This window comes from Blautia wexlerae DSM 19850 (assembly GCF_025148125.1).
GTDB classification, from domain to species: domain Bacteria; phylum Bacillota; class Clostridia; order Lachnospirales; family Lachnospiraceae; genus Blautia_A; species Blautia_A wexlerae.
The window spans coordinates 1,772,107-1,798,053 of record NZ_CP102267.1 but is presented as its reverse complement, the minus strand read 5'-3'; the positions used below and the strand labels follow the sequence as shown (position 1 = coordinate 1,798,053).

Annotated in this window: 22 protein-coding genes; all 22 read right to left on the bottom strand. The window is 42.7% G+C overall.

Going from position 1 to position 25,947, the window contains the following annotated elements:
• Positions 1–38: 38 nt before the first annotated feature.
• The 22 genes from NQ550_RS08355 to NQ550_RS08250 all read right to left on the bottom strand — a co-directional run bounded on the left by NQ550_RS08355 (position 39) and on the right by NQ550_RS08250 (position 25,932).
• Positions 39–1,097, bottom strand: a complete 1,059-nt coding sequence (locus NQ550_RS08355) for an NAD-dependent epimerase/dehydratase family protein (protein ID WP_242833566.1) — start codon at positions 1,095–1,097, stop codon at positions 39–41.
• Positions 1,094–1,804 carry an IspD/TarI family cytidylyltransferase gene (locus NQ550_RS08350; RefSeq protein WP_025578335.1) on the bottom strand — a complete coding sequence of 237 codons (711 nt, stop codon included), beginning with the start codon at positions 1,802–1,804 and terminating at the stop codon, positions 1,094–1,096. The genes NQ550_RS08355 and NQ550_RS08350 overlap by 4 nt, the downstream gene beginning before the upstream one ends.
• A gap of 146 nt (positions 1,805–1,950) precedes the next feature.
• Positions 1,951–3,039 carry a glycosyltransferase gene (locus NQ550_RS08345; RefSeq protein ID WP_025578337.1) on the bottom strand — a complete coding sequence of 363 codons (1,089 nt, stop codon included), beginning with the start codon at positions 3,037–3,039 and terminating at the stop codon, positions 1,951–1,953.
• Positions 3,040–3,055: 16 nt separating this feature from the next.
• Positions 3,056–3,973: a LicD family protein gene (locus NQ550_RS08340; RefSeq protein WP_025578338.1), complete on the bottom strand. Its 918-nt coding sequence runs from the start codon at positions 3,971–3,973 to the stop codon at positions 3,056–3,058.
• A 6-nt stretch (positions 3,974–3,979) separates the two neighbouring features.
• Positions 3,980–6,019, bottom strand: coding sequence for a pyruvate formate lyase family protein (locus tag NQ550_RS08335; protein ID WP_025578341.1), 2,040 nt, complete (start codon positions 6,017–6,019; stop codon positions 3,980–3,982).
• A gap of 60 nt (positions 6,020–6,079) precedes the next feature.
• On the bottom strand, positions 6,080–7,204 hold the full coding sequence (locus NQ550_RS08330) for an acyltransferase (RefSeq protein WP_259839773.1): 1,125 nt from the start codon (positions 7,202–7,204) through the stop codon (positions 6,080–6,082).
• Positions 7,205–7,259: 55 nt separating this feature from the next.
• Positions 7,260–8,105 (bottom strand): DUF4422 domain-containing protein, encoded by an 846-nt coding sequence (locus NQ550_RS08325; protein WP_025578346.1) that lies wholly within the window; start codon positions 8,103–8,105, stop codon positions 7,260–7,262.
• Positions 8,106–8,136: 31 nt separating this feature from the next.
• The gene (gene glf, locus NQ550_RS08320; RefSeq protein WP_025578347.1) at positions 8,137–9,249 is read right to left on the bottom strand and encodes a UDP-galactopyranose mutase; all 1,113 of its coding nucleotides are present in this window, start codon (positions 9,247–9,249) and stop codon (positions 8,137–8,139) included.
• 171 nt (positions 9,250–9,420) lie between these two features.
• Positions 9,421–10,872, bottom strand: coding sequence for a sugar transferase (locus tag NQ550_RS08315; protein WP_025578348.1), 1,452 nt, complete (start codon positions 10,870–10,872; stop codon positions 9,421–9,423).
• 510 nt (positions 10,873–11,382) lie between these two features.
• Positions 11,383–13,053 carry an AAA family ATPase gene (locus NQ550_RS08310; RefSeq protein ID WP_025578349.1) on the bottom strand — a complete coding sequence of 557 codons (1,671 nt, stop codon included), beginning with the start codon at positions 13,051–13,053 and terminating at the stop codon, positions 11,383–11,385.
• A 349-nt stretch (positions 13,054–13,402) separates the two neighbouring features.
• The gene (locus NQ550_RS08305) at positions 13,403–14,005 is read right to left on the bottom strand and encodes a hypothetical protein (RefSeq protein WP_025578350.1); all 603 of its coding nucleotides are present in this window, start codon (positions 14,003–14,005) and stop codon (positions 13,403–13,405) included.
• A gap of 141 nt (positions 14,006–14,146) precedes the next feature.
• Positions 14,147–15,181: an LCP family protein gene (locus tag NQ550_RS08300; RefSeq protein ID WP_025578352.1), complete on the bottom strand. Its 1,035-nt coding sequence runs from the start codon at positions 15,179–15,181 to the stop codon at positions 14,147–14,149.
• A 22-nt stretch (positions 15,182–15,203) separates the two neighbouring features.
• Entirely contained in the window at positions 15,204–16,172 is a 969-nt protein-coding gene (locus tag NQ550_RS08295; RefSeq protein ID WP_025578354.1) for a hypothetical protein, read from the bottom strand.
• Between the two features lie 70 nt (positions 16,173–16,242).
• Entirely contained in the window at positions 16,243–16,950 is a 708-nt protein-coding gene (locus NQ550_RS08290; RefSeq protein ID WP_025578355.1) for a polysaccharide biosynthesis tyrosine autokinase, read from the bottom strand.
• Positions 16,951–16,971: 21 nt separating this feature from the next.
• Positions 16,972–17,757, bottom strand: a complete 786-nt coding sequence (locus NQ550_RS08285; protein WP_044996356.1) for a YveK family protein — start codon at positions 17,755–17,757, stop codon at positions 16,972–16,974.
• Between the two features lie 193 nt (positions 17,758–17,950).
• Positions 17,951–18,640 carry a CpsB/CapC family capsule biosynthesis tyrosine phosphatase gene (locus NQ550_RS08280; RefSeq protein WP_259839762.1) on the bottom strand — a complete coding sequence of 230 codons (690 nt, stop codon included), beginning with the start codon at positions 18,638–18,640 and terminating at the stop codon, positions 17,951–17,953.
• Between the two features lie 140 nt (positions 18,641–18,780).
• Complete coding sequence (gene rpsA / locus NQ550_RS08275) at positions 18,781–19,857, bottom strand: 30S ribosomal protein S1 (RefSeq protein ID WP_025578361.1); 1,077 nt, start codon at positions 19,855–19,857, stop codon at positions 18,781–18,783.
• Complete coding sequence (gene ispH / locus NQ550_RS08270) at positions 19,838–20,716, bottom strand: 4-hydroxy-3-methylbut-2-enyl diphosphate reductase (RefSeq protein WP_025578363.1); 879 nt, start codon at positions 20,714–20,716, stop codon at positions 19,838–19,840. Before ispH ends, rpsA begins: the two co-directional genes overlap by 20 nt.
• A 188-nt stretch (positions 20,717–20,904) precedes the next feature.
• On the bottom strand, positions 20,905–21,576 hold the full coding sequence (gene cmk, locus NQ550_RS08265) for a (d)CMP kinase (protein WP_025578364.1): 672 nt from the start codon (positions 21,574–21,576) through the stop codon (positions 20,905–20,907).
• A gap of 185 nt (positions 21,577–21,761) precedes the next feature.
• Positions 21,762–23,129 carry a BaiN/RdsA family NAD(P)/FAD-dependent oxidoreductase gene (locus tag NQ550_RS08260; protein ID WP_025578366.1) on the bottom strand — a complete coding sequence of 456 codons (1,368 nt, stop codon included), beginning with the start codon at positions 23,127–23,129 and terminating at the stop codon, positions 21,762–21,764.
• Between the two features lie 216 nt (positions 23,130–23,345).
• The gene (locus NQ550_RS08255) at positions 23,346–24,758 is read right to left on the bottom strand and encodes an oxaloacetate decarboxylase subunit alpha (RefSeq protein ID WP_025578367.1); all 1,413 of its coding nucleotides are present in this window, start codon (positions 24,756–24,758) and stop codon (positions 23,346–23,348) included.
• 25 nt (positions 24,759–24,783) lie between these two features.
• The gene (locus NQ550_RS08250) at positions 24,784–25,932 is read right to left on the bottom strand and encodes a sodium ion-translocating decarboxylase subunit beta (RefSeq protein ID WP_008704466.1); all 1,149 of its coding nucleotides are present in this window, start codon (positions 25,930–25,932) and stop codon (positions 24,784–24,786) included.
• Positions 25,933–25,947 lie beyond the last annotated feature (15 nt).

Sequence of the window (25,947 nt, the reverse complement as noted above, 5' to 3'; positions counted from 1 at the left end):
TCTCCATTGCAATTTTAAATCCCAGGCGAAATTTTAGCTTATTCTCCGCAGAGGATTTTTAGCGTGTGTTCTATTCCTTTATTCACAGTAAATGCACCTTGCCACCCGAGGGTCTCTATCTTTCTCGTACTCAAAACCTGCCTTGCAATCGGTGATCTATTAGCCAAATCAACGGCAGTCGGATCCGCAAAAAAGACCTGTTTACCTGCTTTGTTTGCAATCGTTTCAGCTAACTGAGCAATTGTACATCTCGCTTCTGGATTTGCAGTATTATACGTTTCTCCAGAATTTCCCTTTATCAAAACAGTCAAAAGTGCTGACACACAATCAGCGACATAGTTATAGCTTCTCATCTGAGTTCCAGCGCTCTTCATAACAATATCTTCGTTGTTTAAGACATTGCGCAAAAATTGTACATTGGCTCGATTGTCCGATTGCGTAATATAAGGCCCATATGTATGACACGGTCTAACTACGACCGTCTCAAAACCGTACTGTTTTGAATAAGATGCGCACAAGTTCTCCGCTGTCCTCTTTGCCATTGGATAACAAGAACGAGGCGATTGCGTATCCAAATACCCGGAATAAGTTTCCTCAAATGCACCAATGGTCAAATCTCCCTGGCCGTACACTTCACCTGATGAAACATAGAGCAATCTTTTAGCACCGTGCGTCCTTCCATATTCAAGTAATCTGTAGGTGCTATTTACAGTTCCCATTATTGTTCCAACCGGGTCACCATTAAACGCCGCAGGGTACGCATTACCAGCTGCATGAATGATATAATCAACATCAACATCGAAATCAATATTAGAATTCAAATCATATGAGATCGGTTGAAATCCTTTAAATTTCCCATACTGGCTTTCGAGTTTCTGCGCATTTCTCCCAGCTGCTATCACATGTATACTGGCTCCTGAAGTCTGATTATATCTTAACAACACATCTGTCACAAAAGAGCCGATTGTCCCTGTTGCCCCGGTGATGACGACAGACTTTCCCTTTAAATTCTCCAAATCAACAGTATGCTGGATAGCTACATCCAAATCAGCTAAATATGTTCTGCTATTATGTAAGTCCATATCATCCACCATCACTTCAGCCAATCTGATCTCTTTGCTACAAGAAGTGCTTTAAAAATATCAATATCCTCAACTGTCGTTAACTTAATATTCTTCTCAGATCCCGCCGAAAAATAAACTTGTTTTCCCATTTCTATCATCAATGTACAAGATGCAACAGAATTTGTAATTCCTGCTTTAAGTGCTTCCCGATGAAGTTCACAGATATCGCCAATACGGAATCCTTGTGGGGTCTGTGTTCTCTTGAGCCTGTCTCTTGGATAACTGCCAATAGAAACCTCACCATCTTCTGTCTGCATCATAGCCTCAGCACAAGGAATTACAGTGATCGCATTTCCATGTTCCTGTGTAACTCTAATGCAATCGGATATGATCTCAGCAGAAACCATTGGCCTAATCGCATCATGAATCAGGACAATATCCTCCGCTGAATGGTGCTTTTCAAGTTCATATACGCCATTACGGATAGAATCCTGTCCATTCTTTCCACCAAGAACAACATACTTAAGCTTTGAAATGTTGAACTGATTCGCATATGCCCAAAGAACAGATTCCCATCCTTCAATGCAAACAACTGCAATTTCGTCAATCTCCGGATGCTTCTGAAATGCTTCCAGCGTATATACAATGACCGGACGCTCATTGACCGTCAAAAACTGCTTCGGTATATTCTGATGCATACGTGCACCAGAACCACCAGCGATAAGTAGTGCAATGTTCATAAGTCGTAATCTCCTTTATATAAGTTTGAAATACAATTTCATTAATCATACAAATTATATTTCAATTTCAGCCCTATGGGATTTTCAATTACTTTTATACTTGTATCTCATAATTTATAACGCTGTTTTTCGCCTTTCGCATTTTCTTATATCAGAGTATTTATATAACGCAAACACTCATCCAAGGCTTTGTAAAAATAATAACCATTTCTTAATTTATCTGATATATTTTTAGTAGCACAGCACATATCATCGTACTCCGTTTCAGATATATCGCATAATTTTTCTTCCAAATCACTAAGATCAGTAATAAGTAGACCCACTTTATTTTCCTTAACAAAATCCGCGACAGCTGCTTCATTCCATACAATCACGGGCAACCCGGCCGTTAAGTACAACGAAGTCTTATGCGGGTCATTGTACCGCAAATAATTTCCAGTATTTCCTGCACAAGTATTTGCCTGTGGCCCATCCCATACAAGTCCGAATCTTCCCTTAAGGTGTCCCGGTAATTCCTCTGGTTTAAAGGATCCAACATAAATCATGTTGGGACCTCCCTTGTCAGTTTCATAATTATTACCAAAAAGATAAATCTTTAAGGATTGATTCTCCTTATTTGATCCATCAATTATTTTATAAATATACCCACATTTGCTACTCGCAAGATTGCCTGCGATAGCTATAGATAGTTGGTCTTGCTCCGAAGTCAATATGCAAGGCTCATCAGTCAAATAATCGAAAATCTCAAGTACAAACAATCTTTCTGAGGCAAATCCCTTCGAGACAAGATAATCTTTCATATGCTGGTTATGGCAAATAACAGCATCAAAATGTTTCAGAAGAATGTTATCACCGATTTCATTTGTCCTCCTCTTCTTCCTTACAAAGCCTTCGATTCCGCCTCGCAAGGATTCCAAATCGTGTATTAGGGCAATAAAATAGCAACCTTTTCTTTGAATTATCGGCACCATTTTCTCTGCCAATCTTTTTCCGGAAAACGGGTGCTGATAAATAATCACGTCACCTCTCTTTAGCTTTACAAGCACCTTAATCCAATGTACAGTCAAAACAAACGCCAACCAAAATCTTTGAAAAATGTTATTCTTTTTCTTTAACGCAAACGGGATAGCTATTCTCTCATATCCTCTTCTTTGACAAAGCACCGCTATATCATCCGGAGCTTTGGCACCTGCAGTATTGCGTCTCTCCCGGTCTATATCAACATAATAAATCATTGTCGTTCCCCTGTTCTTATTCCTCGCCAAAATCCAGCTCCATCAGCGGATGCTGTTCACGCTTTTCAATCGGCGGAATTTCCATATAGTTCTTACCATATAACCTCGAAAGATAATTGTCGTATCCCTTCGGCATTCTTACTTTAATTCCTTCAAATTCCATCTCGATCGTTTCGCAGCTATCACTTCTTAAAAGTAGCTCACCAAAATAGTGCTTTCTGCCAGTTGGTATCGATGTGAACTTCGAGCCGTTATTTTTGCACATAGAATATACTTTTATTGTTAACTTGCTGATGGTATCCAAGGTAAGCCATGAAAACAATCTTCCTATAATTTCTTTCTTAGAAAACGCTCTCTCTAATTCGGCGTTTCCCTCAATATAAGGCTTCAAATATGGCATATCATTATATGTTTTCCTGCAAGTAAGCAAATAGCCAAATGCCAAGCAGAGAAATCCGTGCAGTTTCCTCAAAATCACGTTGTTTGGAACATTTTCCTGGATAAATATATCAATATAAATTCCATTATCTGATTTTGACAACTCATTAAAAGATTTATAAACCGTTCCCTTCTTTTTTATCTGAACATGTGCTAATCCGTGATTTCTTCCCAGTTCAGGAGCCCACAGCTCATATTTTCCTCCCAATTCTTCATCAAAAATTGCTTTAAAGCGTTTATAACTCTTCCTTGTCAAATTAATATCTATATCATCATCCCAAGGAATAAATCCTTTATGTCTGACAGTTCCCAGTGCTGTTCCGCCACTCATGGAGTAGGCTATATCGTATTTTTCAGCAACAGCCAAGAAATCTCTGAACATACCCAATTCTACATTCTGAAGCCTCTTTAATTCACAATCTGTCAGGGTATGCATATTATCAAGCTTTCTAAATTTCATTTTAAATTGTGCATGTGAATCAATTTTTTTATTCATAATATCTTACATCACTTTCTCCGCAGCTAATGCCCTTTCAATTAACAAGTCTTTATAGCTTTCCGGAAGCTCGTTAAAATACGCGCTAAATCCCCAGACACGAACAATGAGTCCCTTATACTTCTCTGGGTGCGCCTTCGCATCTATCAACGTCTTGCTGTCAATCAGATTCATCTGCATCTGGAAAAAGCCCAATGCTATTGCGCCTTTCATGAAAAGGACAAACTTGTCCAGATTTGTATCAAGCAGCGACTCTGTCATGAAGAAGTCAATAACGTTTCCGTTGAACCGCTGTTTGTCATATTCAAGCTTCCCGGCAAATCCCACGATTTCCGTATAGCCAGCATCGGTGCAAGAGATGTGTGTGTTATACGGCTTTCCACTTTTTCTTCCGGAGAAATCAGCCGGCATCTTCTTGCTCAAGATGTTGTAACCAGGAGAACTCAAACCAAACTTCACAGTTCCCCCAAGAGTATTCTTATACTGCTCCGCTTTTGTGGCAACGGACGCTGTAATCTTGTTAACAAGCTCCTCCGTCTCAGGGTCATCATGACCGTAAGACTTTCTCAGACTCGTAATCTCCGTGTAAATCTGATCAGCATCCTTCGCCTCATTCGAAACAGCGAAATCGTTCATCCTTGCCTTGTTCATCTCCGCCAATGTGTGCTTCTTTTCCACAAACACAAGACTGTTGATATTACAAAGACTATCCACGACATTTGATATTGCAACCGTGGTCACGCCGTAGTTGTTATATTTAACCGCTCCTTCTGAGACATCTTTACGTTTCTCAGAGCAGCCGTCCATAAACATGGAAACCAGAGGATCCTTTGCCCATTTCAGAGCATTGACACCCTCCAAAAATTCAGCAAAGCACTTTTCATTTTCTTTTATGTAAGCCTCAAGCAAAGCTTCAAAGGAAGCATACTCCTGCCCGTTGTTAAGTACTCTATCCAGAGCCTTAAAGTAATCGAAGACCATCACGTTGTTTTGATCCAGCGACTTCCCTACGATATACGGCTCCCAACAGGCGGAAACACAATAGGAATAAGCATCCTCTTCCGGCATTCCAAAACTGAGCAATGCAGGTACAACAGCTTCGTCATTTGAGAAAAGAGGGCTTCCTGTTTTTGCAGTAAGGCAGGACACAGCAGTCTTCAAAAGCTTGTCGGGCATGCCTTTCCCCACACGGATGAAAGTCTTCGGATCTGGCTTGCCAAGCTTAGCCTGCTCTTTCAGGAAAATCTCCGTCAAGTCATTGCAGAAATATGAACCATCAGGATTGTTGCCACCAAGGATAGCAATCTGCCCAATATCGCCCTCAAGAGCATCACTCTTGTACTCCGGATATTTGCTTAAAGAGCTAAGGAAGTCAGCTACAAGAGCTGAAGCAGAATCATAGCTGATTTCCCCTGACTTAACATCGGCATCATACAGGTCTCCAAAGATTAAATCCAAGCGTCCAAGGCCATTCAAACGGTGCCTTGTCTGCCACATAATCTGGTTGAAGAAAAGCAGGCGCTGCAAAGCCTCATCGAAATGCCGCGCAGGTCTTGTCAGCATATTTTCAAAGTACTTTATCTGATTATTCTTATAGGAGTTGCTGGACGCTTTGACCGCCTCAAGTATGCGCACACGGAGAGTTTCAATCCCATTTGCTACCGCCTTGGCTTCTGTACCGTAATTATCAGAACCAGCAGCCTTCTTAGCCAATTCCTCAAACGAGCCGTGAATAACCTTGTCATAGTCCAGCGTAAAGTTGCTCAGTATATTCCCTGGGGCGGCAATTGTTTTCCCTTCATCAAGGAAATACACAAAACGGCTCTTGCTATCCAATGAAATCTCCACTGTCTCAAGGAGCTTCTTTGTGTCATAGCCAACTGTTCTCTTTTCACTCGACTTTACGGCTTTGATCTTTGAATAGGCTTTAGCAACATGCCGCAACATATCAACTTTTCCTTTTTCATCAAATTGATGCTTCTTTACGAAAGGAACAACATAATTTACTTGCCACATATCATTTTTAATTTTTGTTTTTAAACTCATTGTGTTCCTCTTCTTTCCTTCTTTACCTTATTTTAAGGCCACACTTTATTTTCATTTTCTTTACAACACATATTCTCTCAAAGGTTTTATCTTCGACATAATCCACGATCCGAAGAATGCTATAATCACAAATATCACCCCAAATACCGGCATTACAAGCCAATACAGATTGAATGACACCGGAGATACTTTCAAAAGCTTGTATGTAAAATGAATAAACACGGGATGTATCAGATATACCCCAAAGCAGAGCCTATCAACATTCCACACACCCCCCCTGTGTACATCATCTATGTCCATGCCTTTGAACAGCAAAAATGCAAATATACCGGTTAATCCAATAATTGGACTATCATATCCAAGATAATCTCCGCTTCCTGATAACAAAGCTACCATTACAGCAAAAATCAACATGCTCACAAATCCAGCTGTTGCTATTTTTCTACCGACCTCAATATATTCTTCCAGAAAGTGACCGCACACCACATAGAAAACGGAAAATGTAGTAAAGGGAACCATAAACGAAATCTCAATGCGAGCCACACTCTCTATTAGAGGAATACAAAAGTTAAACAGGAATAGTATGAGCAGGAATGTTCGCATCGTCTTTTCATTCATGTTGTCTGTAGCATTTTTAAGGAATGGTAAAACCAGATACACCCCAATCAACACATACAGATACCATAAGTGCCCGAAGCTCTTGCCTTCAATCACATTCATTACGGCCTGCAGAATCATTAATGGACTTACCTGTTTAGTCTCCATGGAAATCATCATCACGGAAAACGGCACACCAAATATAAACAGTGCCAATAATATTCTCTTGCAGTATTTCCTTATACAGACATCCCATGTGATGGCTTTGTCTTTCCTTAGAAGCAATGCTCCCGTTATCATTAAAAATACTGGAACAGCCCAGTAAAGCATCCGATAAGCACACAAAAAGAAAAGATACTGATTATCTGTTAGTTGAAACAGTTCTTTATTGTCCGTAAGTGTAGAGTTTGTATGTAGAAATACAACTGCTATTGTCGCGACTATCCTGAGAAGCGAAATGTCCGTAAGCTTGCTTGCTTGCTTGCTTGCTTGCTTGCTTGCTTGCTTGCTTGCTTGCTTGCTTGCTTGCTTGCTTGCTTGCTTGCTTGCTTGCTTGCTTGCTAAGCGATTATGTGTCGTCTCTTCCATGTGTCAAGCCCTTTTCCTTAATTTTCTGAAATTTTTCTCGGCTATTTCGCACTGTTTAGAAGCCGTGCTCATATCTTCTACCTAAGAACTTAGCCTTCAAAAATGCTGTTCCCTTGTTCCACCAGTTAATCGGTTCCATGTGTATATGCTGGATTTCCTTTACCTTTAATCCTTGCGCTTCTACTTCTTTATCTAGCCAGACATTCAGTAGGATTTCTCCAACTCTACCCGGATACCGAGCTTGGAATGCGGAGTAGTTGCTCGTATCCACTCTTTTATCCAGTTCATGCAACACATCGAAAAGGAACGAGCAGTACTCGTCAACAAAATCCGCTCTCATCACGAACATATTGAACATATATCCGCTTTTCTTTTTAAGAATCTTGTCATAACTATCAAGATACTGCGGATATCGTTCGCTGATGATTTCCCTTGTCTTCTCCAAATGTTCTATGTAGTGAGTGTGTGCGTAATGCGACTCTAAGGTTTCAATCACATAGTGGCGTTTTTCAGGAACGATAACGTCGTATTGTTTACACAGAATCTGCGCTTCTTTGCTGTTTAATACCGATTTCCACTTACTTTCTTCACCGTTCTCGGCTTTCTTCTTCCGTAAGCAGAAATGTCGTCTGTAATGTGCTAATCCCAAATAATCAGCTTTCAGATTCTTCCACATCCAGTACATTCCGGTAAGTTCACAGAAGTAAGGATTAAGTTTTGATATGTTTTCTCCGGTATTATCGCCCTGATAGCCAATTGACTCCTTACCCTCAGCTCCGACATGTAGTGGTATGTATATATCATCCTGCGGCATACGATATTTCTTGTGCGCCGCTATAATGATTTTTATGTCTAATGCTTTGTTTTGTTTATATGATTCGTTTGATTTATTTTGGCTCATATCGCCTACCCCTTTTAATCCGTATTAGGCTTTAAGCCAATTCCTTCTCGCTCATCTCCAACGCCGATGCCACCACAGCATCCATGTCATAGTACTTGTACTCGCCCAGTCGCCCGCCAAAGATAATATTCTTCTCACCCTCGACCAGCTTCTTGTAGTCGGCATAGAGCGTCCCATTCTTCGCATCATTGACCGGATAATACGGTTCATCTCCGGGTTTCCACTCAGAGCTGTACTCACGGGATATTATGGTCTTCGGCAAATCATTCCCGTTTTCATCCTTACCGAACTCGAACCACTTATGCTCGATAATGCGTGTCCACGGCGTTTCTCGATCTGTGTAGTTCACAGCGGCATTGCCCTGGAAGTTCGGCTTGTCGAGGATTTCGTTTTCAAAGCGAACGGAACGGTACTCCAGATAACCGAGGGAATAATTGAAATAAGCATCAATCGGTCCGGTATAAACAACCTTCTCTGCCAGCGCATCCAGTTCCGCTTTATGCTCCAGATAATCCACGCCGAGCCTTACCTCTATACCATCAAGCATATGCTCGACCATCTGCGTATAACCGCCGATTGGGATGCCTTGATATAGAGCATTGAAATAGTTGTTGTCAAAAGTCAGGCGTACAGGCAGGCGCTTAATAATAAACGCCGGCAGGTCTTTGCAGTCACGTCCCCACTGTTTCTCCGTATAACCTTTAACCAGCTTTTCGTAGATATCTCTACCGACCAGACTGATGGCTTGCTCTTCCAGATTCTTCGGTTCACCGGAGATTTCTTTCCGCTGCTCATCAATCTTGGCTTGCGCTTCTTCCGGTGTCACCACGCCCCACATCTTGTTGAATGTGTACATATTAAAAGGCATGGAGTATAACTCACCTTTGTAGTTAGCCACCGGAGAGTTTGTGAAACGGTTGAATACCGTAAAGTTTTGGAGGTAATCCCACACAGTCTTATTATTCGTGTGAAAGATGTGCGCACCATACTTGTGGAAATTGATACCTTCTACTTTTTCAGTATAGATATTACCGGCAATGTTTGGCCTCTTATCGATGACCAGAACAGATTTCCCATGTTGATGCGCTTCATGCGCGAACGTAGCTCCGTATAGGCCAGAGCCAACCACCAGATAATCGTACATAACTTAATTCTCCCTCGTGTTTATATTTCTTCCTCTTTCGTATTTGCTCGTATTCGTCGTCTATAAATTCACACTGCGGCTATTCCACACTGTGGCCATATCCGCTCAGCCACTCCCGCGGTTCTGGTGTGCGCACCATCTCGCACAACCCTTTAATTTTAGCAAAAACAATCACATCGACCCGTCTTTCTTCGCAACCACCATCACCGTCTTCAAAAGAATCTTAATATCCAACCCAATATCCCAGTTTTCAATATATTCTTTATCCAGTCTCACAACCTCTTCGAAGTCCGTGATATCGCTTCGTCCGCTGACCTGCCACATACCGGTGATTCCCGGCTTGATTGCAAGTCTCGCTTTATGTCGCGGTTCATACAGGTTGGTCTCCGAAATCAACGGCGGTCTTGTTCCCACAATGGACATATCTCCTTTCAGTACATTAAAGAACTGTGGGAATTCATCCAGGCTTGTCCTTCTGATGAAATCGCCCACTCCTGTCTTATGCGTTCCGTCCGGAAGTACTTTATTCCCGATTACTCTGGGGTCAAAGTCCATCTTGAACATTTTCCCATCGCCCAGTTTGTTCTCTTTCATGAGCTCTGCTTTACGTTCTTCTGCATCCATATACATGCTGCGGAACTTGTACATTTTGAATTTCTTTCCGTTCTTTCCCACACGTTCCTGAGAGAAGAAAATCGGGCCCGGTGATGCAAGATAAATTGCAGGACCTACGAAAAGTGTGATAATTCCAGTAAAAATACAGCCCACCAGACCGCCGAAAATGTCCATAAGGCGCTTCAGGAAAAGCTGACCGAAGGATGCGTAGTTAAGGCTTGTGGTGAGAACCGTGTAGTTTCCCACCTTTTCCACAAATTGTCTTTTTCCTGTTTTATTGGTGATCTTGGAAAGATTCAGGTGAACGGTTACACCTGTTTCCGTAAGCTGTTCTATCAGATCTTCCGGATAGGGAAGGTGCTCGGGTATTACCATAAGTACTTCGTCAATCCATTCCTGGCACACATACATGGATGTGCTGCTTTTTGTGGCTACCACAGGAACACCGCAGATTTCCTGACCGGTGCAGTCCTCATCGATCACAGCTACACCTGCAAAAGAATATCTGGCATAGTTGTTTTCCTGCATGTTGCTTACCACCTTCTCTGCCTCAGCTTTGGATGTGACGATCAGAAGCTTCTTGTCGCCACCATTTTTCATTTTTCTATGTAAGGAATTCTTCCAGATTTCCCTTACCATATAAGAAAAAAACAGATAAATGATCACAGTGGTAAAAAGAATCAGCCTGGAAAAGCTCTGTCCTTCCTGAATCACAAACAGATAAATGATTGCCAGCACGCCTACTATGACAGACTGTTTCAAAGTTGCTACGAATTCTTTGTAGTGTCCTCTTTTCAATACACTTTTCATGGTGCCTGCTGTAAAGATCACTACCAGGTCTGCCAGGCAAAGAAAAACAGCCATATTACGATACAAAACATCGCTGTATAAATCCATTTCCATCCCGCGAAGGGCATACGCCAAAATAAATGACAGTTGCAGGCAGATCATGTCCAACAGCATAAAATCAGCATGCTTCAGCCAGCCATCTGAATCTTTCCTATACATTTTTTCTTTTCCCTTCCAGTCTCCATTTCATATCTCATAGAGATTTTATGATACCCGTGTCAAAGGTGATCACCGTAGAGATGCCAACCCTGATAAGCTCACTGTAGCTTGCAAAACGCCAGATGACGATCATTCCTTTTTCGCAGATTTCGACAGGATTCGTGGAGTATTTTACTCTACGAATCTGTGAAATTCTTCTGTTTATGACAAAGTTTTTTAACAAACAGAGGGAGTTTTTATATGGTATTTAATCTATCCCTGCAAAAATCATGATCAAAGTGGGCTGACTTGGGTGCTATTTGCCGTTGCAATTATGGTCAAAAGCCCTCGGAATTCCCTGTTTATGGGAGTTCCGGGGGCCTTTTTTCGTAGAGTAAAATACTCCACAAATTTGCAGCGCATTTTGGACTATATCCTAATAAAAGAAACAGCAGTTTACAGGCTATCTTGTCTGTTCACTACTGTTTCTTCTTTTGTGTATTCTTATTCAATTTTTTCTTTGGTTTGTTTCTATTTTTTCTTTACCATACACCGTTTTCTGAAAAATGAGATTCCATAGCAGAGGATGTGGTCATAGTCTTCCTCATATTCTTTTGTATACATCCGGTCATTGATCTGGTTCAGGGCACGTTCACATTCTGCTTCCATTTTTTCCATTGTCTTTGCATATTTTGCTTCAAAGACCGCCACCCGGCTGTTAACCGGATCGTATACTACAATATCACTTCTGCCCTCTCCATGCTCTTTGTTGGAGTCTACCATATATCCGGCTCCTGTGAAGATTCCTGCCAGGAATGCATGATAAAAGTCCTCTCTGTAATCATGGTAGCTGATGGTTCTGCGAAGGAGGGCTGTCATTTCCTTTGTGACAGCTTCACTGTCTCCCTTCCAAACTGCAGCAAATAAATGGTTTCTGTTCCAGGTTTTTGCACTGTCATCAAACCACCGGATCACTGTTGTCTCAAATATTTCCCGTATCTCTGCATTGGGGATTTGCAATGCTGCAGATCCTGCCGGCAATTCCCGGTTCAGAGTTTCCGACCGTACCTGTGTCAGGTACCCTGTCAGATACAGAACACTCCATAGATTATCCTCTGAAGAATGGAGGTAGTCATAGGTCAGGTTCTTATCAATCTGCTGGATGATGTATCCTCCTTCCATGAGAATTTCCAGTTTTCTGGTAATACTGCCTCCGGCATAGTCAATAAAGGATCGGATAATGGCATTGTCACTGGTGTTTTTCCAGTATCCTGCAGGTTTTGCCTGAGGATTATGCTGTAGTTCCAGCACATAATTCATCACATCCCAGGGACAATATACATCCCAGTCTCCAAAATGATACCCATCGTACCACTGTTTTATAAGTTCTCTCTTATCTGTGATCTCTCCGTCTGCCAGGATCTGATCTACTTCCCTCTGCACAAATCCGAAATATTCATTAAGCCTGGAATCTGCTATAGTATCTGAAACAAAGTTATTTGTGCCTGTAAAAATGCTCTCCTTTGCAATTTTCATACACCCGGTCACCACTGCAAAACCAAGTGCCCGGTTGTCCTTAAGAGCCTGCATCAGACCCTTCATCACGTCCAACATTTCTTCGTAGTAACCATTGTTATTTGCTTTTGCCACAGGCACATCATACTCATCTACCAGCAGGAGCACCTTTTTTCCATAATAGGTCTGCATCATGTCTGTAAGCAATATCAGGCTGTTCTTGATCTCTCCTGCTGTGGCTTTCTGGCTGGCGATCTGCACAAAAGCCGTTTTCTGAAATTCTGAAATTTCCTGGCTTTCCAGCAGGTAACGGTGCCTGTTAAACAGATTGGAAATCACCATGGTCAGCATGTCGTAAGCACTGGAAAAATCCAGCCCGTCTACCTGCCGAAAGGACAGAGATACTGTAGGGCACTGATTCATCCACCGGCTGCACAATTCCTCACTGGCTGAAATTTCCAGTCCTGCAAACAGATCCCGGCTGTTCTTTTTGATATCGAAAAAGTTTTCCAGCATGCTCATTGCCAGTGTTTTGCCGAAACGTCGGGGGCGGGTGATCAGTGTTACCTCTGCTGGTTTGGGATTCAGCAGTTCTTTTACCAGACCGGTTTTATCTATATAGTAGAATCCTTCTCTGCGGATTTTCTCAAAATCGGAAATTCCCACAGGGATGTTCAGGTTCTTCATTCAGACAACTCCTCTCAAATACATTCATTTCCTGTTGTTTTCATCATACCATGAATCTGCTGTCCACACAAGAATAAGCCTGCCGCTGTTCACAGTCAGTTTAGGCATAGCGACAGTTATGTCTGTTTCTCATGCTCATTTTTATTCATTTCGAATAATATTCACTTTTCAATGTTCATCACCAGCTGTGCTGGATATAATCACTCAGGATTCCGAGAGATTATTGGAGCAGTCATTTCTTTGCGCTTTATTAAATTTTCTTCATCAACACTCACCTATTGAATTTTTTGTAAACCAAAAACAGCCGCCATTTCTGGCGGCTGCATTTTATTTCTGAATTACCGAATAATTATTCAGCATCTGCAACAACAGTGAAGAAAGCACCATCATCTAATGCAACTTCAAGAGTTTTGTTCTCTTTGTCAACGCTGATCGGATCAACGATCTGCCATTTCTTTGCATCTTCTTTGCTGTAAGCTACAAGCTGAATGTTCTCCATAGTATCTGTGATACTTGGAACAGAGATCTCAACTTCATATTTACCATCAGCATTCTTCTCTGCTTTGTCTGCATCAAGTACTTTGAATTCATCAAAACCTGTAACGAATTCTTTTCCGTCAAGTTTCTGAACGAGTTCATCGATAGCTGCTTTAACTTCTTCGTCTGTTGTCTCTTCTGAAAGGGTTTTCAGAACGTCAACGAAACCAGCAACTTCCATTTTACCTTCGTTAACCTGTTTGAAAGCGTCAGCTACTGCCGGCAGTTCTGCCTGCAGATCTGCAAAGCCTTCTGCTTCTTCGATCTTCTGAACAACTTCATAGATTGCAGACTGTTCAGCAGATACTGTAATTGCGCTTGTGCGGCTTCCTGCTGCACTGACACCTACAGTAGCACATCCTACACCAAGGGCAGTTGCTAAAGCAAGTGTCATGAATTTCTTTGCAAGTTTCATAATGCACCTCTCCTTTTGGATTATTTTTATATTGATAATCGTACAGGAAGTCTGTACGAATTATCTCTGAGTAATAATAACAGTACTAATGACTATTTACCACCATACAGTTTATTCCAAACCGGCTGTCTTCTAACCGGTTTATTGAATTTTCTCATAAAACATGGAAATAATCAAGTCTGACAGAGCATCTTTATCTACATGATACTCATCAAAGTTCTTACCTTGCGTTCCCTCACCCGGTACCGTCTCTGTATCAGTGATACCGTTTCCTGATGCTGCAAGGAGTTTCGCAAATATGTCATTTCCCATGCTTGTAACTGTATAGCTCTTAATACTGTCGTAGAGGTCTGTCACAAATCCGGCATCCTCTCCTGCCTTCTCCTGGGCTTTCTGAATTAATGCCTGGAGATAGGTTTTCTGTCTCTCCTGACGGACCAGAGCACTCTGGGTCCTGTCAGTATCTCGATATCGTACAAACTTTTCTGCGTTTTCACCTGTAATGTTAACAACAGCGCCTTCTTTAAATTCCGGATCTACATCCTCAAGGCTGTTGTCAGGCACTGTGATCTGAACTCCTCCTACGAAGTCCGTAATCACCGGAATACCATCCATGTTCATGGAACAGTATCCCTGAATCGGAAGTCCGTCCAGCAGATTGGATACTGCTGTCTTCATCAGTTCACAACTCTTCTGTCGACCATCACCAAATGCGTATTGAATATTTATGTGGTCTGTTGTCATTCCAAGACTCTTACCGGATGGATTGAAAACCTCAATCTCTGTCATAGAATCTCGCGGGACGAAGAGCACTTTAATCTTCTCCGTCGCTCTGTCCATAGAAACCACAAAAATCGCATCTGCCTGTCCGGCATCTTCCTGTGTTTGATAAGTATCTACCGATTCTCTTGTATCAATTCCTAGAAATAAGTAGTTGCTGAGATGATCGTTATATTTATATGTCGCACCCTGATATTCCACAGTGTCACTACCTGATGTCTGGCTCGTCTGATTCTGACCGTTACTGTTCTGAGCACCTGTATTTCTGGATGATGCTTTTGTCTGCATCATAAAATAATACCCGCCGCCCAAAACTGTAAGAACTATGATCAGGATAATTATCAGAATCATATAAATCTTTCGTTGTCTCGCAGCTTCTTTTGCTGTTTTTTTCATTTTCATTCCTTCAATCGTTTATTCAGCTCTGGCTGATATAGCCAAGCTCCTGCAATTTCTGGAACACTGCCTCTGCCATAGCCTGCTGTGCTTCATGAGTAGCAGACAGCTGCTGTGTCACATTTGCAAGACTGATATAATGTTCGCCCCACTTCTCGCTGAGCACCTGATCGAGTGCTTCAGAAGTCACGCTTCCATCCATAGGGCGTGTTCCTACAACAATGAACTGGTCTTTGTTCTGGAATGTATTTAAAATCTGTTCCTGCTGCTCAGCAAGCTCTGCAGGATCATGATTCCATCCGCCATAGTATCCCATGAAGATGACAGGTACACAGTCCATATCATTTCTGGTAGTCTGTTCTTCTGTAAGATCACGGATTCCTGTCTCTGTTACATTCAGCTGCGCACCATTTGCAGCCTGCTGATGTTTCGCAATATATCCCTGAAGAGTTTCATCACTTACACCGGCCATCTTCATCATAGAAAGTGTACCGCCGCCCTGAAGAGTCTTGTTAATCACTGTCAGGTTATATCCGTTGTCTGTCAGAAGTTTCTGAAGTACTGCCATGTAGGAATAAGTGTTGGATTCCTCACCATTGATCAGATCATCTCCCCAGCATACGACACCGGAAATTGTTCTCGGTGCTTCTGCTTCAGTAGTATCTTCTGCCTGTGCCGTCTCCTCTGCATCCTCTTCCCCGGCTGTGTCTTCTTTCTTCTTGCTCTTCTTTGTCTCACTGTTATCGGCATCTTCTGTATTCTCATCTTCGGAGGATGCCTTCTCTAACTGTGCAGCGTGTTCCTTTACTGCTTCATAATCTTCGATTCCGCTCTGCTGGTTACCTGCAAGTTCTGTCAGACGTTTGGCTTCTTCCTGCTCTGTATTATAGCTCATCACAAGAATTGTACCGAGAACCCCCACCAGGATAATACAGATAAAACCCAGCAAAATATTTGTCTTTTTCCCTTTTCTCTTCTTATTTCTGCTCACTTTTCCCAATTTTCCTTTACTGTTAATTATGGTTATGATATCACTTCTGAACGATTATCAGACAGCGATATTATTTCTGGGACTCATCATCGCTTCTGCGATAGTATTCACCATAATGTTTGTAGTAAGAAGAGTAATATTTGTCGCCACTGGTGTCTATCTTATTCATAACAGCTCCCAGAACACGGCATCCGCTTCTCTCAAGCTGCGCAAATGCCTTCTGTGCATCTCTGTATCTGACGCTGCCTGGCTGGATCAGGAAGATCGCTCCATCACAGCATCTGCCGATTACCGCAGCATCGATTACAGTTCCGATCGGCGGTGTGTCAATCAGTATGTAATTGTAATATTCCCTGACTTCTTTCAGAAAAACCCTGAAAATGTTCTCGCTGAGAAGTCCTGAAGGGTTTGGTGCAGCCGGACCTCCGAATATAATGTCCATATTCGGGAAATTCGTCTCATAGATAATATCCTGCAGTCCTACCTGCCCACTGAGAAGTTGGGAAAGTCCTTTGACCTCTTCTTCTACTCCCAGTCGTCCTGCATAAGCAGTCTTTCTGATATCCGCATCCAGAAGAAGCACTTTCTTACCGATGCTTCCAAGCTCCTGTGCAAGGCTGAGTACTACATCACTCTTACCTTCATTCGGAAAGCAGCTTGTAACCAGAATTGTCTTTATGCTCTGACCGGACAGCTGGATATTTGTACGCAGCGTTTTAATCGCCTCGCTGTAGAAATAGTCCGGTTTTCTTTTATCTGTTAAATTGAGTTTCTTCATTGCTCAGATTCCTCCATTACTCTAGCGACGCTTCTTGTTCTTCTTATTGCTCTTTGGTTTCTTGTTCTTCATGTTTACGTAGTCTTTTCTGTCAGGAACCTTGGCAAGTACAGAAACACCGAGATATTTCTCAATATCTTCTTCTGTCTTGATAGTATCATCCATTACAGCGTATACAACTACGATTGCCGCACATGCAAGAAATCCGAGTAAGAAGCCAATTGCTGAGTTCTTCATTACACTTGGAGAAGTTCTCTCTGTAGCAATCTTACCAACTTCGATGATCTTAGGCGGAATAACTTCCATCTTGTCTCCGATATAGGATGAGGAAACATTCGCAATCTCATCTACGATCTTCTTAGCCATTGTAGAATCCGGATTATCAACAGTGATCTCAAGGATACGGGTATCTGTCGGATTATTAATCGTTACATTCTCTTTCAGATCCTCCGCTGTCATATCCAGGTTCAGATTTGTAACTACCTGTTCCAGTACAGGAGTACTTGTGATCAGTACTGTGTAATCACTTGTCAGACTGGCACCTAACTGCAGATCCGCCAGAGATGTCAGCGTGGTTTCCTTTGAGAGAACAAGCATACTGGATGTTGAACTGTAGATTGGTGTCATCAGGAACTGTGTACATGCAGCTCCGATACAGCCACCTATAAGAGCAACCATCAGTACCAGCAGAATTTTCTTTCTGAGTGCATGAAATATTTCCAGTAAATCAATTTCAACTTCATCGTCATTGACATCAAGTGCCTGCACCCTGCTGCTCTCAAATTTGCTGTTCAAATTGTCTAACATCTGATATTTTCCTTTTCCCTTTTTCATTGTAGTTTTCGTAATTATCCGGCTGATTTATTTTACAGCAGACAGTTACAGTTTTACATAAACCGTATACATTTTACCGTAGTACGTATAAAAAGTCAATTGCGAGTGACATTATTCTTTGAAATTCTTTAAAATCTGACCACAAAGTTGACTCGGTCAAAATCCATTAAATTTTCTGATCTATGATTTTCTGTGGATTTCGAATGAAAAGCTGTTTCGCATAGTCTGTATCCATTTTCTTTATTACATAGCTATAGGCTTCCCCGATTCTGGAAATTCTTTTACTGCTGTCATGGCAGTCAGAACCTACAAAATGAACCAAGTCATTCTTCATCAGCTTCTGACAGTAGCGTTTTGTAAAAAAGCCACATTTTCCCACAATGCTGTCTGCATTGATCTGCATATAAGCTCCCATCTCTGTCAGTTCTTCTACAAAGTCCAGATCTGTGCGTGTCGCTTCGTATCGTTCAATATGTGCAACAATGGGTCTATACCCGCCGGAAAGCATTGCAGACAGGCGTTCTCTGATATAGGATGCCTCTGAATTGTGAGAGAATTCTACCAGCACATACCTGGAACCAGCCATGGTAGCAACTTTTTTCTCACGAAGCATAGGAAGCATCTCCATATTTGCATGAAATTCGCATCCGAGGTAAAGATGCAGATCTTTACTGATATCTGCTGCCGCCTCTTCTGCAAGCCGGAATTGTCTCTGTACTTTTTCCAGAGGTGTCTCAAACATCTGAAAACGGAAATGAGGCGTCAGAATAATGTTTCTCACTCCCTGCTTATATTCCATCTCCAATAATTTTCTTGTTTCTTCAATATCCGCAGCTCCGTCATCCACTCCTGGCACAATGTGGCAATGTATATCGAATATTCCTTCTTCGAGCATTCTTGTTATCCCTTCTGTCAACAAAACTGCCGGATATTCAGCAAGCAGCTTTCCATCCGGCAGTCTCTGTTATTCAACACAACTATTTTTGTTGTCTGTTATTATTCTTCTGCAGCTTCCTCAGCCGGTGCCTCAAGAGCTTTCATGCTCAGGCTGATCTTCTTGTCTTCGCCGTTGAAGTCAACAACCTTAGCTTCGATCTCCTGTCCGATTGACAGTACGTCTGCTGGTTTAGCAACGTGCTCTCTGGAAATCTGGGATACATGAAGAAGTGCATCTACACCAGGTGCAAGCTCTACGAATGCACCGAAGTCTGTCATACGTGCAACTTTACCTTTAACTACGTTTCCTACAGCGAAGTCCTCAGCTGCTGTGAGCCATGGATTTGCTTCCGGGAATTTAAGGGAAAGTGCGATCTTCTCTCCGTTGATCTCTTTGATAAGAACTTTGACTTTATCGCCAACAGTGAATACTTTCTTCGGGTTCTCTACTCTGCCCCAGGACATTTCGGAAATGTGAAGAAGTCCGTCAGCTCCGCCCAAATCGATGAATGCACCGAAATCTGTAACGTTCTTAACAGTTCCTTCAACTGTATCGCCAACATGGATTCTCTCCATTAATTCTTTCTGTTTCTCTGCTTTCTCAGCGAGAAGAAGCTGTTTACGGTTACCGATGATGCGGCGTCTTCTCGGGTTGAATTCTGTGATAACGAATTCAATCTCCTGATCTGCATATTTGGAAAGGTCTTTCTCGTATGTGTCGGAAACCAGGCTTGCAGGAATGAATACTCTTGCTTCGTCTACGTTTACACAAAGTCCGCCGTCAAGTACCTGAGTTACAGGAGCTTTTAATACTTCCTGATTCTCAAATGCTTCTTCAAGACGTTTGTTGCCTTTCTCTGCTGCCAGTCTCTTGTAAGTAAGAGTAACCTGACCTTCTCCATCGTTTACTTTGAGAACTTTTGCTTCCATTGTGTCTCCAACGTGAACAGCATCTGTGAGTACAAGGCTTGCATCGTTAGAGTATTCGTTCTTTGTGATAATACCGTCTGCTTTATAACCGATATTCAGAATAATCTCATCTTCTTTTACATCGATGACAGTACCCTGTACAATCTCTCCATTTCTGATAGTCTTTACGGAATCTTCCAGCATTTGTTCAAAACTTAATTCTGACATGTTCTTGAACCTCCTCAATAATTTTGTTTGGGGTGGAAGCCCCTGCTGTAATACCTACATAACTACTGCATTGGAACATTTCAGAATCCAAGTCTACAGGTGTTTGTATATAGTAAGTATTTCCACATTCCTTTTTACATATTTCAAACAGCTTTTGAGTATTGGAACTATGCCGGCCACCTACGACCAACATAGTGTCTACCTCTCCGGCTATGTTTTTTGCTTCTCTCTGCCGTTCTTCGGTAGCATTACAAATAGTGTTTAAAATATTGAGAATATTTAAAACATTATTATCATACCTCTTTTTGCAAAGAATTTCAACTAAATCTTTAAATTTGTTGTAATTAAATGTCGTCTGGGACACAATACTTATTTTTTTGCCTTTTGGGGGTACAAATACTTCGGCTTCTTCTTTGTTTCTGATCACCGTGTACGGTCCCTGACACCAGCCGCAGATGCCCTGTACTTCGGGGTGGTCTTTGTCACCGATGATGATGATGTGGTTTCCTGCAAGGCTTTCTTTTTCCACGATCCTGTGGATTTTCAGGACGAAGGGGCAGGTCACATCTACGTAGGAGATGTTTTTTTCTTTCAGCTTATCGTAGATGGGTTTACCTACGCCGTGAGAGCGGATGACTACTGTTCCATTCTGCAGGGTGTCATCCGGGGAATCCAGGTCTGCTTCTGCGATAACATGGACGCCACGAGCTTCCAGATCCGCTACTACGCCTTCGTTGTGGATGATCGGGCCCAGAGTGAAGATTGGTTTCTGTTCTGTGTCGATCAACTCGTAGACTTTGTCCACTGCACGTTTGACGCCGAAGCAGAAGCCTGCTGTCTCTGCTACTTTAACTTTCATAAATAAATCCTTTCCTTACCCGTAAAAGAATGTTTGCTGTATAGCATGGGAAGTTTACAGTTACAGATGAGTATATCTTGTCTGTAAAGGGTGCTGTCAACCACCCTATGATGCAGCACCACTTTAGGTGATAGGTAGTTGACGGGCAAATAGCGTAGTCTGAAACAGATAATCTGTCCGCCTGACCGTTATTTCTGTATCTTCTTATTATACACATCAAGAATAGCATCTACAACCTGATCAATTCCCATTTCCGAAGAATCTACAAGCACTGCGTCCTCTGCCTGTTTCAGAGGGGAGATTTCGCGGTTCATGTCGCGTTCGTCGCGCTCGATGATGTCTTTTCGGATCTGGTCCAGGTCAAAGGCTTCTCCCTTCTGCTCATATTCCAGGGCTCTTCTTTTTGCTCTGGTGTCTGCGCTTGCTGTGAGGTAGATTTTTACTTCTGCGTTTGGAAGGATAGTTGTGCCGATATCTCTGCCGTCCATAACTACATCATTTTTCTCTGCAAGAGTTCTCTGAAGTTTCAGAAGGTGGGCTCTGACTTTCGGGTTTGCGGAGCTTTTGGATGCCATGTTTCCTACCTGTTCGGTGCGGATCATAGCATTTACGTTCTCTCCGTTGAGGATGACAATCTGTTCTCCGTTTTTGTATTCGATGGAGATGTCAGCGCCGGAACATACCGCCTCGATCTCTTCCTGATTTTCTCCGTTTACGCCATGGTTCAGAAGATATAAAGCCATTGCCCTGTACATGGCTCCTGTATCTACATAGATAAATGATAATTCTTTCGCTACTTTCTTTGCGATGGTGCTCTTTCCTGCTCCTGCAGGTCCGTCGATGGCTATGTTACATCCCATTTTCGTGGTTCCTCCTGTTTCTATTATTCAAACAGATTTTCTCTGTTTTATTATTAATGTTTATTAATCAGTCAAGCGGATATTCGCAATCCGCTTCGCTCCTTGCTCATAACCGAATCATAGATATAATTCGCATACACGGTACTCATCATCTGCTTGTTTCTGTTGTTTCTATAGTAAGCAGCTTACTGTATGGCCTGTGCTGCCAGATATGCGGTAGACCAGGCAATCTGTAAGTTATATCCACCTGTCACTGCATCCAGATCCAGTACCTCGCCTGCGAAGTAAAGACCTGAGATTTTCTTTGATTCCATTGTTCCGGGATTGATCTCTTTGACAGAGACGCCGCCTCTGGTGATGATGGCTTCTTTGAACTCACCCATTCCTGTGATTGTGAAGGGGAAGGCTTTGATAAGGTCAATGAAGTGCTGGCGTTCTTCTCTGGAGATGTCGTGGATTTTCTTCTCTGCGGGGATTCCACCCAGTTCCAGCATTACCGGAGTCAGAGATGACGGGAAAAGTACGCCAATCACGTTCTTGAACTGTTTGTTTGGTCCTGCTTCAAATTCGCGCAGGATCCTGGCATCCAGCTGTTCTCTGGTAAGTGCCGGCTTCAGATCCAGATATGCGGACAGTTCGCCGTTTGGTGCTTTCGCCAGTTTTGCACCGATGTGGGCACTGGCGGACAGGATCATGGGACCTGTGACTCCGAAATGGGTGAACATCATCTCTCCGAAATCCTCATAGAGTACTTTCTTTCCATTCTTTATGGTAAGTCCTGTGTTCTTAAGGGAAAGTCCCTGAAGCTTAGGGACATAGTCTTCTTTTGTCTTTAATGGCACAAGGGAGGGAGCAATGTCCGTGACTTTCAGTCCCAGTTCTCTTGCGAAGCGGTATCCGTCGCCTGTGGAACCGGTACTCTGATAAGAGAATCCGCCGGTTGCCACGATGACTGCATCGCCTTCCATGAAGGTTCCGTCTGTAAGGATGACTCCTGTGATCTTCTCCTGCGGTATGTCAGGTGATTTTTTTCCTTTTCTGCCTTTTCCTGCAGCAGATCCTGATTCTGTTAATGCGGCTTCTGATTCAAGGGTATTTACGGAATCTGTTACAGATTCCGTTACAGATTCCGTTACAGGTTTCTTTACGATTTCCTGTACAGCAGTGTGAAGATGAATTTTTGCTCCTGCTTTCTTCAGTTCACGTTCCAATGCGCGGATGATGTCTGAGGAATGGTCAGACTGTGGAAATACGCGGTTTCCACGCTCTACCTTCAGAGGGACACCTGCTTTCTCAAAGAACTCCATTACATCCTGAGGGGTAAATGAATAGAAACTGCTGTAGAGGAACTTGGGATTGCTCATCATTGCAGGAAAGAGTTCTTCTGTGTCGCAGGCATTTGTCACATTACATCTGCCTTTTCCTGTTATGAAGACTTTCTTTCCCAGTTTCTCGTTCTTCTCTAATATGTGAACTTCATGATGGTTACGGGCTGCAAAAACCCCTGCCATCATTCCGGCGGCTCCACCACCGATTATTATAACTTTGCTCATGGAATATTCTCCTGTATTTATTTTACCCTGCAGATTGTCTATTTCATCATGGTTCCACGTCTCCGCTTCGCTACGATCAATATAGATATGTACCACTGGCAGCATATACCCATTGGCACATTATATTCCCGGGTATCATATTCTTTCATAATAACGCAAAGGAGCCTGCTTACGCAAGCTCCTTTTTTCGTTTGGACATATTTAATTACTGATCAATTATACAGGATATGCTCCGTTCTTTTTGTCAGCTGCTTTCTCGTCAACTTTTGTTTTCTGAGCCTGACGGTATTTGAAGAAGTCCATAGCTACCTGTGGGAACAGTGCGTATGTTAATACGTCTTCATCCTGTTCCTTGTACTGAGCCATTTCGCTCTCAAGTTTCTCAAGCTCGTTGTCAAGAAGGTCTGCAGGACGGCAGGTGATCGGTTTCTCATCGCCGATGCACTTCTTCTGTACTTCCGGATTAAACGGTTTTACAGTTGCGCCGTATTTTCCTAACAGGATATCTTTTGTTTCTTTTGTAACCATTTTGTATCTCTCGCCCATAAGTACGTTGAATACAGCCTGTGTACCAACGATCTGTGAAGACGGAGTAACAAGTGGCGGTTCACCAAGGTCTTTACGTACACGCGGAACTTCCTCGAGAACATCGTAGAATTTGTCTTCTGCGTGCTGTTCTTTCAGCTGGGAAGTCAGGTTGGAGAGCATACCGCCCGGTACCTGGTACAGTAAAGTTTTGATGTTAACACCAAGGTTCTTCGGATTGAGCAGTCCGCTGTCAAGAGCTTCGTCACGGATCGGACGGAAGTAGTCAGCGATCTCGGAGAGAAGCTTCTGATCAAATCCTGTGTCGTATGGTGTATCCTTAAATGTCTCAACCATAACCTCTGTTGCAGGCTGGGATGTTCCCAGTGCAAATGGAGACATTGCTGTATCGATGATATCCACACCTGCTTCTACTGCTTTTAAGTAAGTCATGGAAGCTACACCTGAGGTGTAATGTGTATGAAGGTCGATCGGGATCTTAACTGTTTCTTTTAATGCTGTAACAAGCTCTGTAGCTTTGTTTGGAAGGAGAAGACCTGCCATATCTTTGATACAGATGGAATCAGCGCCCATATCTTCAATACGTTTTGCAATGTCTGTCCAGTATTCCATTGTGTAAGCATCTCCTAATGTATAGGAAAGAGCTACCTGTGCATGAGCCTTCTCTTTGTTTGCAGCGCTTACAGCTGTCTGAAGGTTACGAAGGTCATTGAGACAGTCAAAAATACGGATGATGTCGATTCCGTTTGCAGCAGATTTCTGTACGAAGTATTCTACAACGTCATCTGCGTATGGACGGTATCCAAGGATGTTCTGTCCACGGAAGAGCATCTGAAGTTTTGTGTTCTTGAAGCCGTCACGTAATTTACGAAGTCTTTCCCATGGATCTTCGTGAAGGAAACGAAGGGATGCATCGAATGTTGCACCACCCCAGCACTCTACTGCGTGATAGCCGACTTTATCAAGTTTATCTACGATCGGAAGCATCTGTTCTGTGGTCATACGTGTTGCGATCTGGGACTGATGAGCATCACGGAGAATGGTTTCCACAATTTTAACAGGTTTTTTCTCTAATTCTGCCATTATTAAATCTCCTTTATAAATTCAATTATACACCAAAAATAGCCATGAATGTTCCGGCTGCTACGGCTGTACCGATAACACCGGCAACGTTCGGGCCCATTGCGTGCATCAGAAGGAAGTTTGTAGGATCTGCCTCTGCACCCACTTTCTGGGATACACGGGCTGCCATAGGTACTGCGGATACACCTGCGGAACCGATCAGCGGGTTGATCTTTCCATGAGTCAGTTTGCAGAGCAGTTTACCAAGCATACATCCGCCGAATGTACCGATTGCAAATGCAACAAGACCTAAAACTACGATCTTCAGAGTATCTGCGTTTAAGAATGCTTCTGCACTTGTGGAAGCACCTACGGATGTACCCAGAAGGATAACTACGATATACATCAGGGCATTGGAAGCTGTTTCTGTCAGCTGTTTTACAACACCGCACTCTCTGAACAGGTTACCAAGCATGAGCATACCAACCAGCGGAGCTGTTGTAGGCAAAATCAGGCAGACAACGATTGTGATAACGATCGGGAACAGGATCTTCTCCAGTTTGGAAACCGGGCGAAGCTGATCCATTTTGATCTTACGTTCTTTCTCTGTTGTGCAGAGTTTCATGATAGGCGGCTGGATGATCGGAACCAGTGACATATAGGAATATGCTGCCACTGCGATCGGTCCCATCAGTGCAGACTGTCCAAGTTTACCTGCAAGGAAAATGGAAGTCGGGCCGTCAGCACCACCGATGATGGAGATAGCTGCTGCTGCTTTTCCGTTGAATCCAAGGAAGATTGCAAGGAAGTAAGCTGCATAGATACCAAGCTGTGCCGCAGCACCCATCAGGAAGCTGATCGGGTTTGCGATAAGCGGACCGAAGTCTGTCATGGCACCTACACCCATGAAGATCAGGGATGGTAAGATACTCCACTCATCAAGGATGTAGAAATAATGAAGAAGTCCACCTACACCATTGGACATATCTTCCGGGTTTGCCATAATGTCCGGATAGATATTTACAAGCAGCATACCGAATGCGATAGGAACAAGCAGAAGCGGCTCGAATCCTTTCTTGATAGCAAGATAAAGGAATACGCAGGCTACTGCGATCATCAGGTAATTGCCCCATGTCAGATTGAAGAATGCTGTCTGGTGAATCAGGTTGGACAATGTTTCTGTTACATAAGACATTTGACTACCTCCCGT

Bases quoted from the DNA above. Each gene is read 5' to 3' on its own strand.
- NQ550_RS08350 (WP_025578335.1), bottom strand. From the start codon at position 1,804: ATGAACATTGCACTACTTATCGCTGGTGGTTCTGGTGCACGTATGCAT.
- NQ550_RS08345 (WP_025578337.1), bottom strand. From the start codon at position 3,039: ATGATTTATTATGTTGATATAGACCGGGAGAGACGCAATACTGCAGGT.
- NQ550_RS08340 (WP_025578338.1), bottom strand. From the start codon at position 3,973: ATGAATAAAAAAATTGATTCACATGCACAATTTAAAATGAAATTTAGA.
- NQ550_RS08335 (WP_025578341.1), bottom strand. From the start codon at position 6,019: ATGAGTTTAAAAACAAAAATTAAAAATGATATGTGGCAAGTAAATTAT.
- NQ550_RS08330 (WP_259839773.1), bottom strand. From the start codon at position 7,204: ATGGAAGAGACGACACATAATCGCTTAGCAAGCAAGCAAGCAAGCAAG.
- NQ550_RS08325 (WP_025578346.1), bottom strand. From the start codon at position 8,105: ATGAGCCAAAATAAATCAAACGAATCATATAAACAAAACAAAGCATTA.
- glf (WP_025578347.1), bottom strand. From the start codon at position 9,249: ATGTACGATTATCTGGTGGTTGGCTCTGGCCTATACGGAGCTACGTTC.
- NQ550_RS08315 (WP_025578348.1), bottom strand. From the start codon at position 10,872: ATGTATAGGAAAGATTCAGATGGCTGGCTGAAGCATGCTGATTTTATG.
- NQ550_RS08310 (WP_025578349.1), bottom strand. From the start codon at position 13,053: ATGAAGAACCTGAACATCCCTGTGGGAATTTCCGATTTTGAGAAAATC.
- NQ550_RS08305 (WP_025578350.1), bottom strand. From the start codon at position 14,005: ATGAAACTTGCAAAGAAATTCATGACACTTGCTTTAGCAACTGCCCTT.
- NQ550_RS08300 (WP_025578352.1), bottom strand. From the start codon at position 15,181: ATGAAAAAAACAGCAAAAGAAGCTGCGAGACAACGAAAGATTTATATG.
- NQ550_RS08290 (WP_025578355.1), bottom strand. From the start codon at position 16,950: ATGAAGAAACTCAATTTAACAGATAAAAGAAAACCGGACTATTTCTAC.
- NQ550_RS08285 (WP_044996356.1), bottom strand. From the start codon at position 17,757: ATGTTAGACAATTTGAACAGCAAATTTGAGAGCAGCAGGGTGCAGGCA.
- rpsA (WP_025578361.1), bottom strand. From the start codon at position 19,857: ATGTCAGAATTAAGTTTTGAACAAATGCTGGAAGATTCCGTAAAGACT.
- ispH (WP_025578363.1), bottom strand. From the start codon at position 20,716: ATGAAAGTTAAAGTAGCAGAGACAGCAGGCTTCTGCTTCGGCGTCAAA.
- cmk (WP_025578364.1), bottom strand. From the start codon at position 21,576: ATGGGATGTAACATAGCCATCGACGGACCTGCAGGAGCAGGAAAGAGC.
- NQ550_RS08260 (WP_025578366.1), bottom strand. From the start codon at position 23,129: ATGAGCAAAGTTATAATAATCGGTGGTGGAGCCGCCGGAATGATGGCA.
- NQ550_RS08255 (WP_025578367.1), bottom strand. From the start codon at position 24,758: ATGGCAGAATTAGAGAAAAAACCTGTTAAAATTGTGGAAACCATTCTC.
- NQ550_RS08250 (WP_008704466.1), bottom strand. From the start codon at position 25,932: ATGTCTTATGTAACAGAAACATTGTCCAACCTGATTCACCAGACAGCA.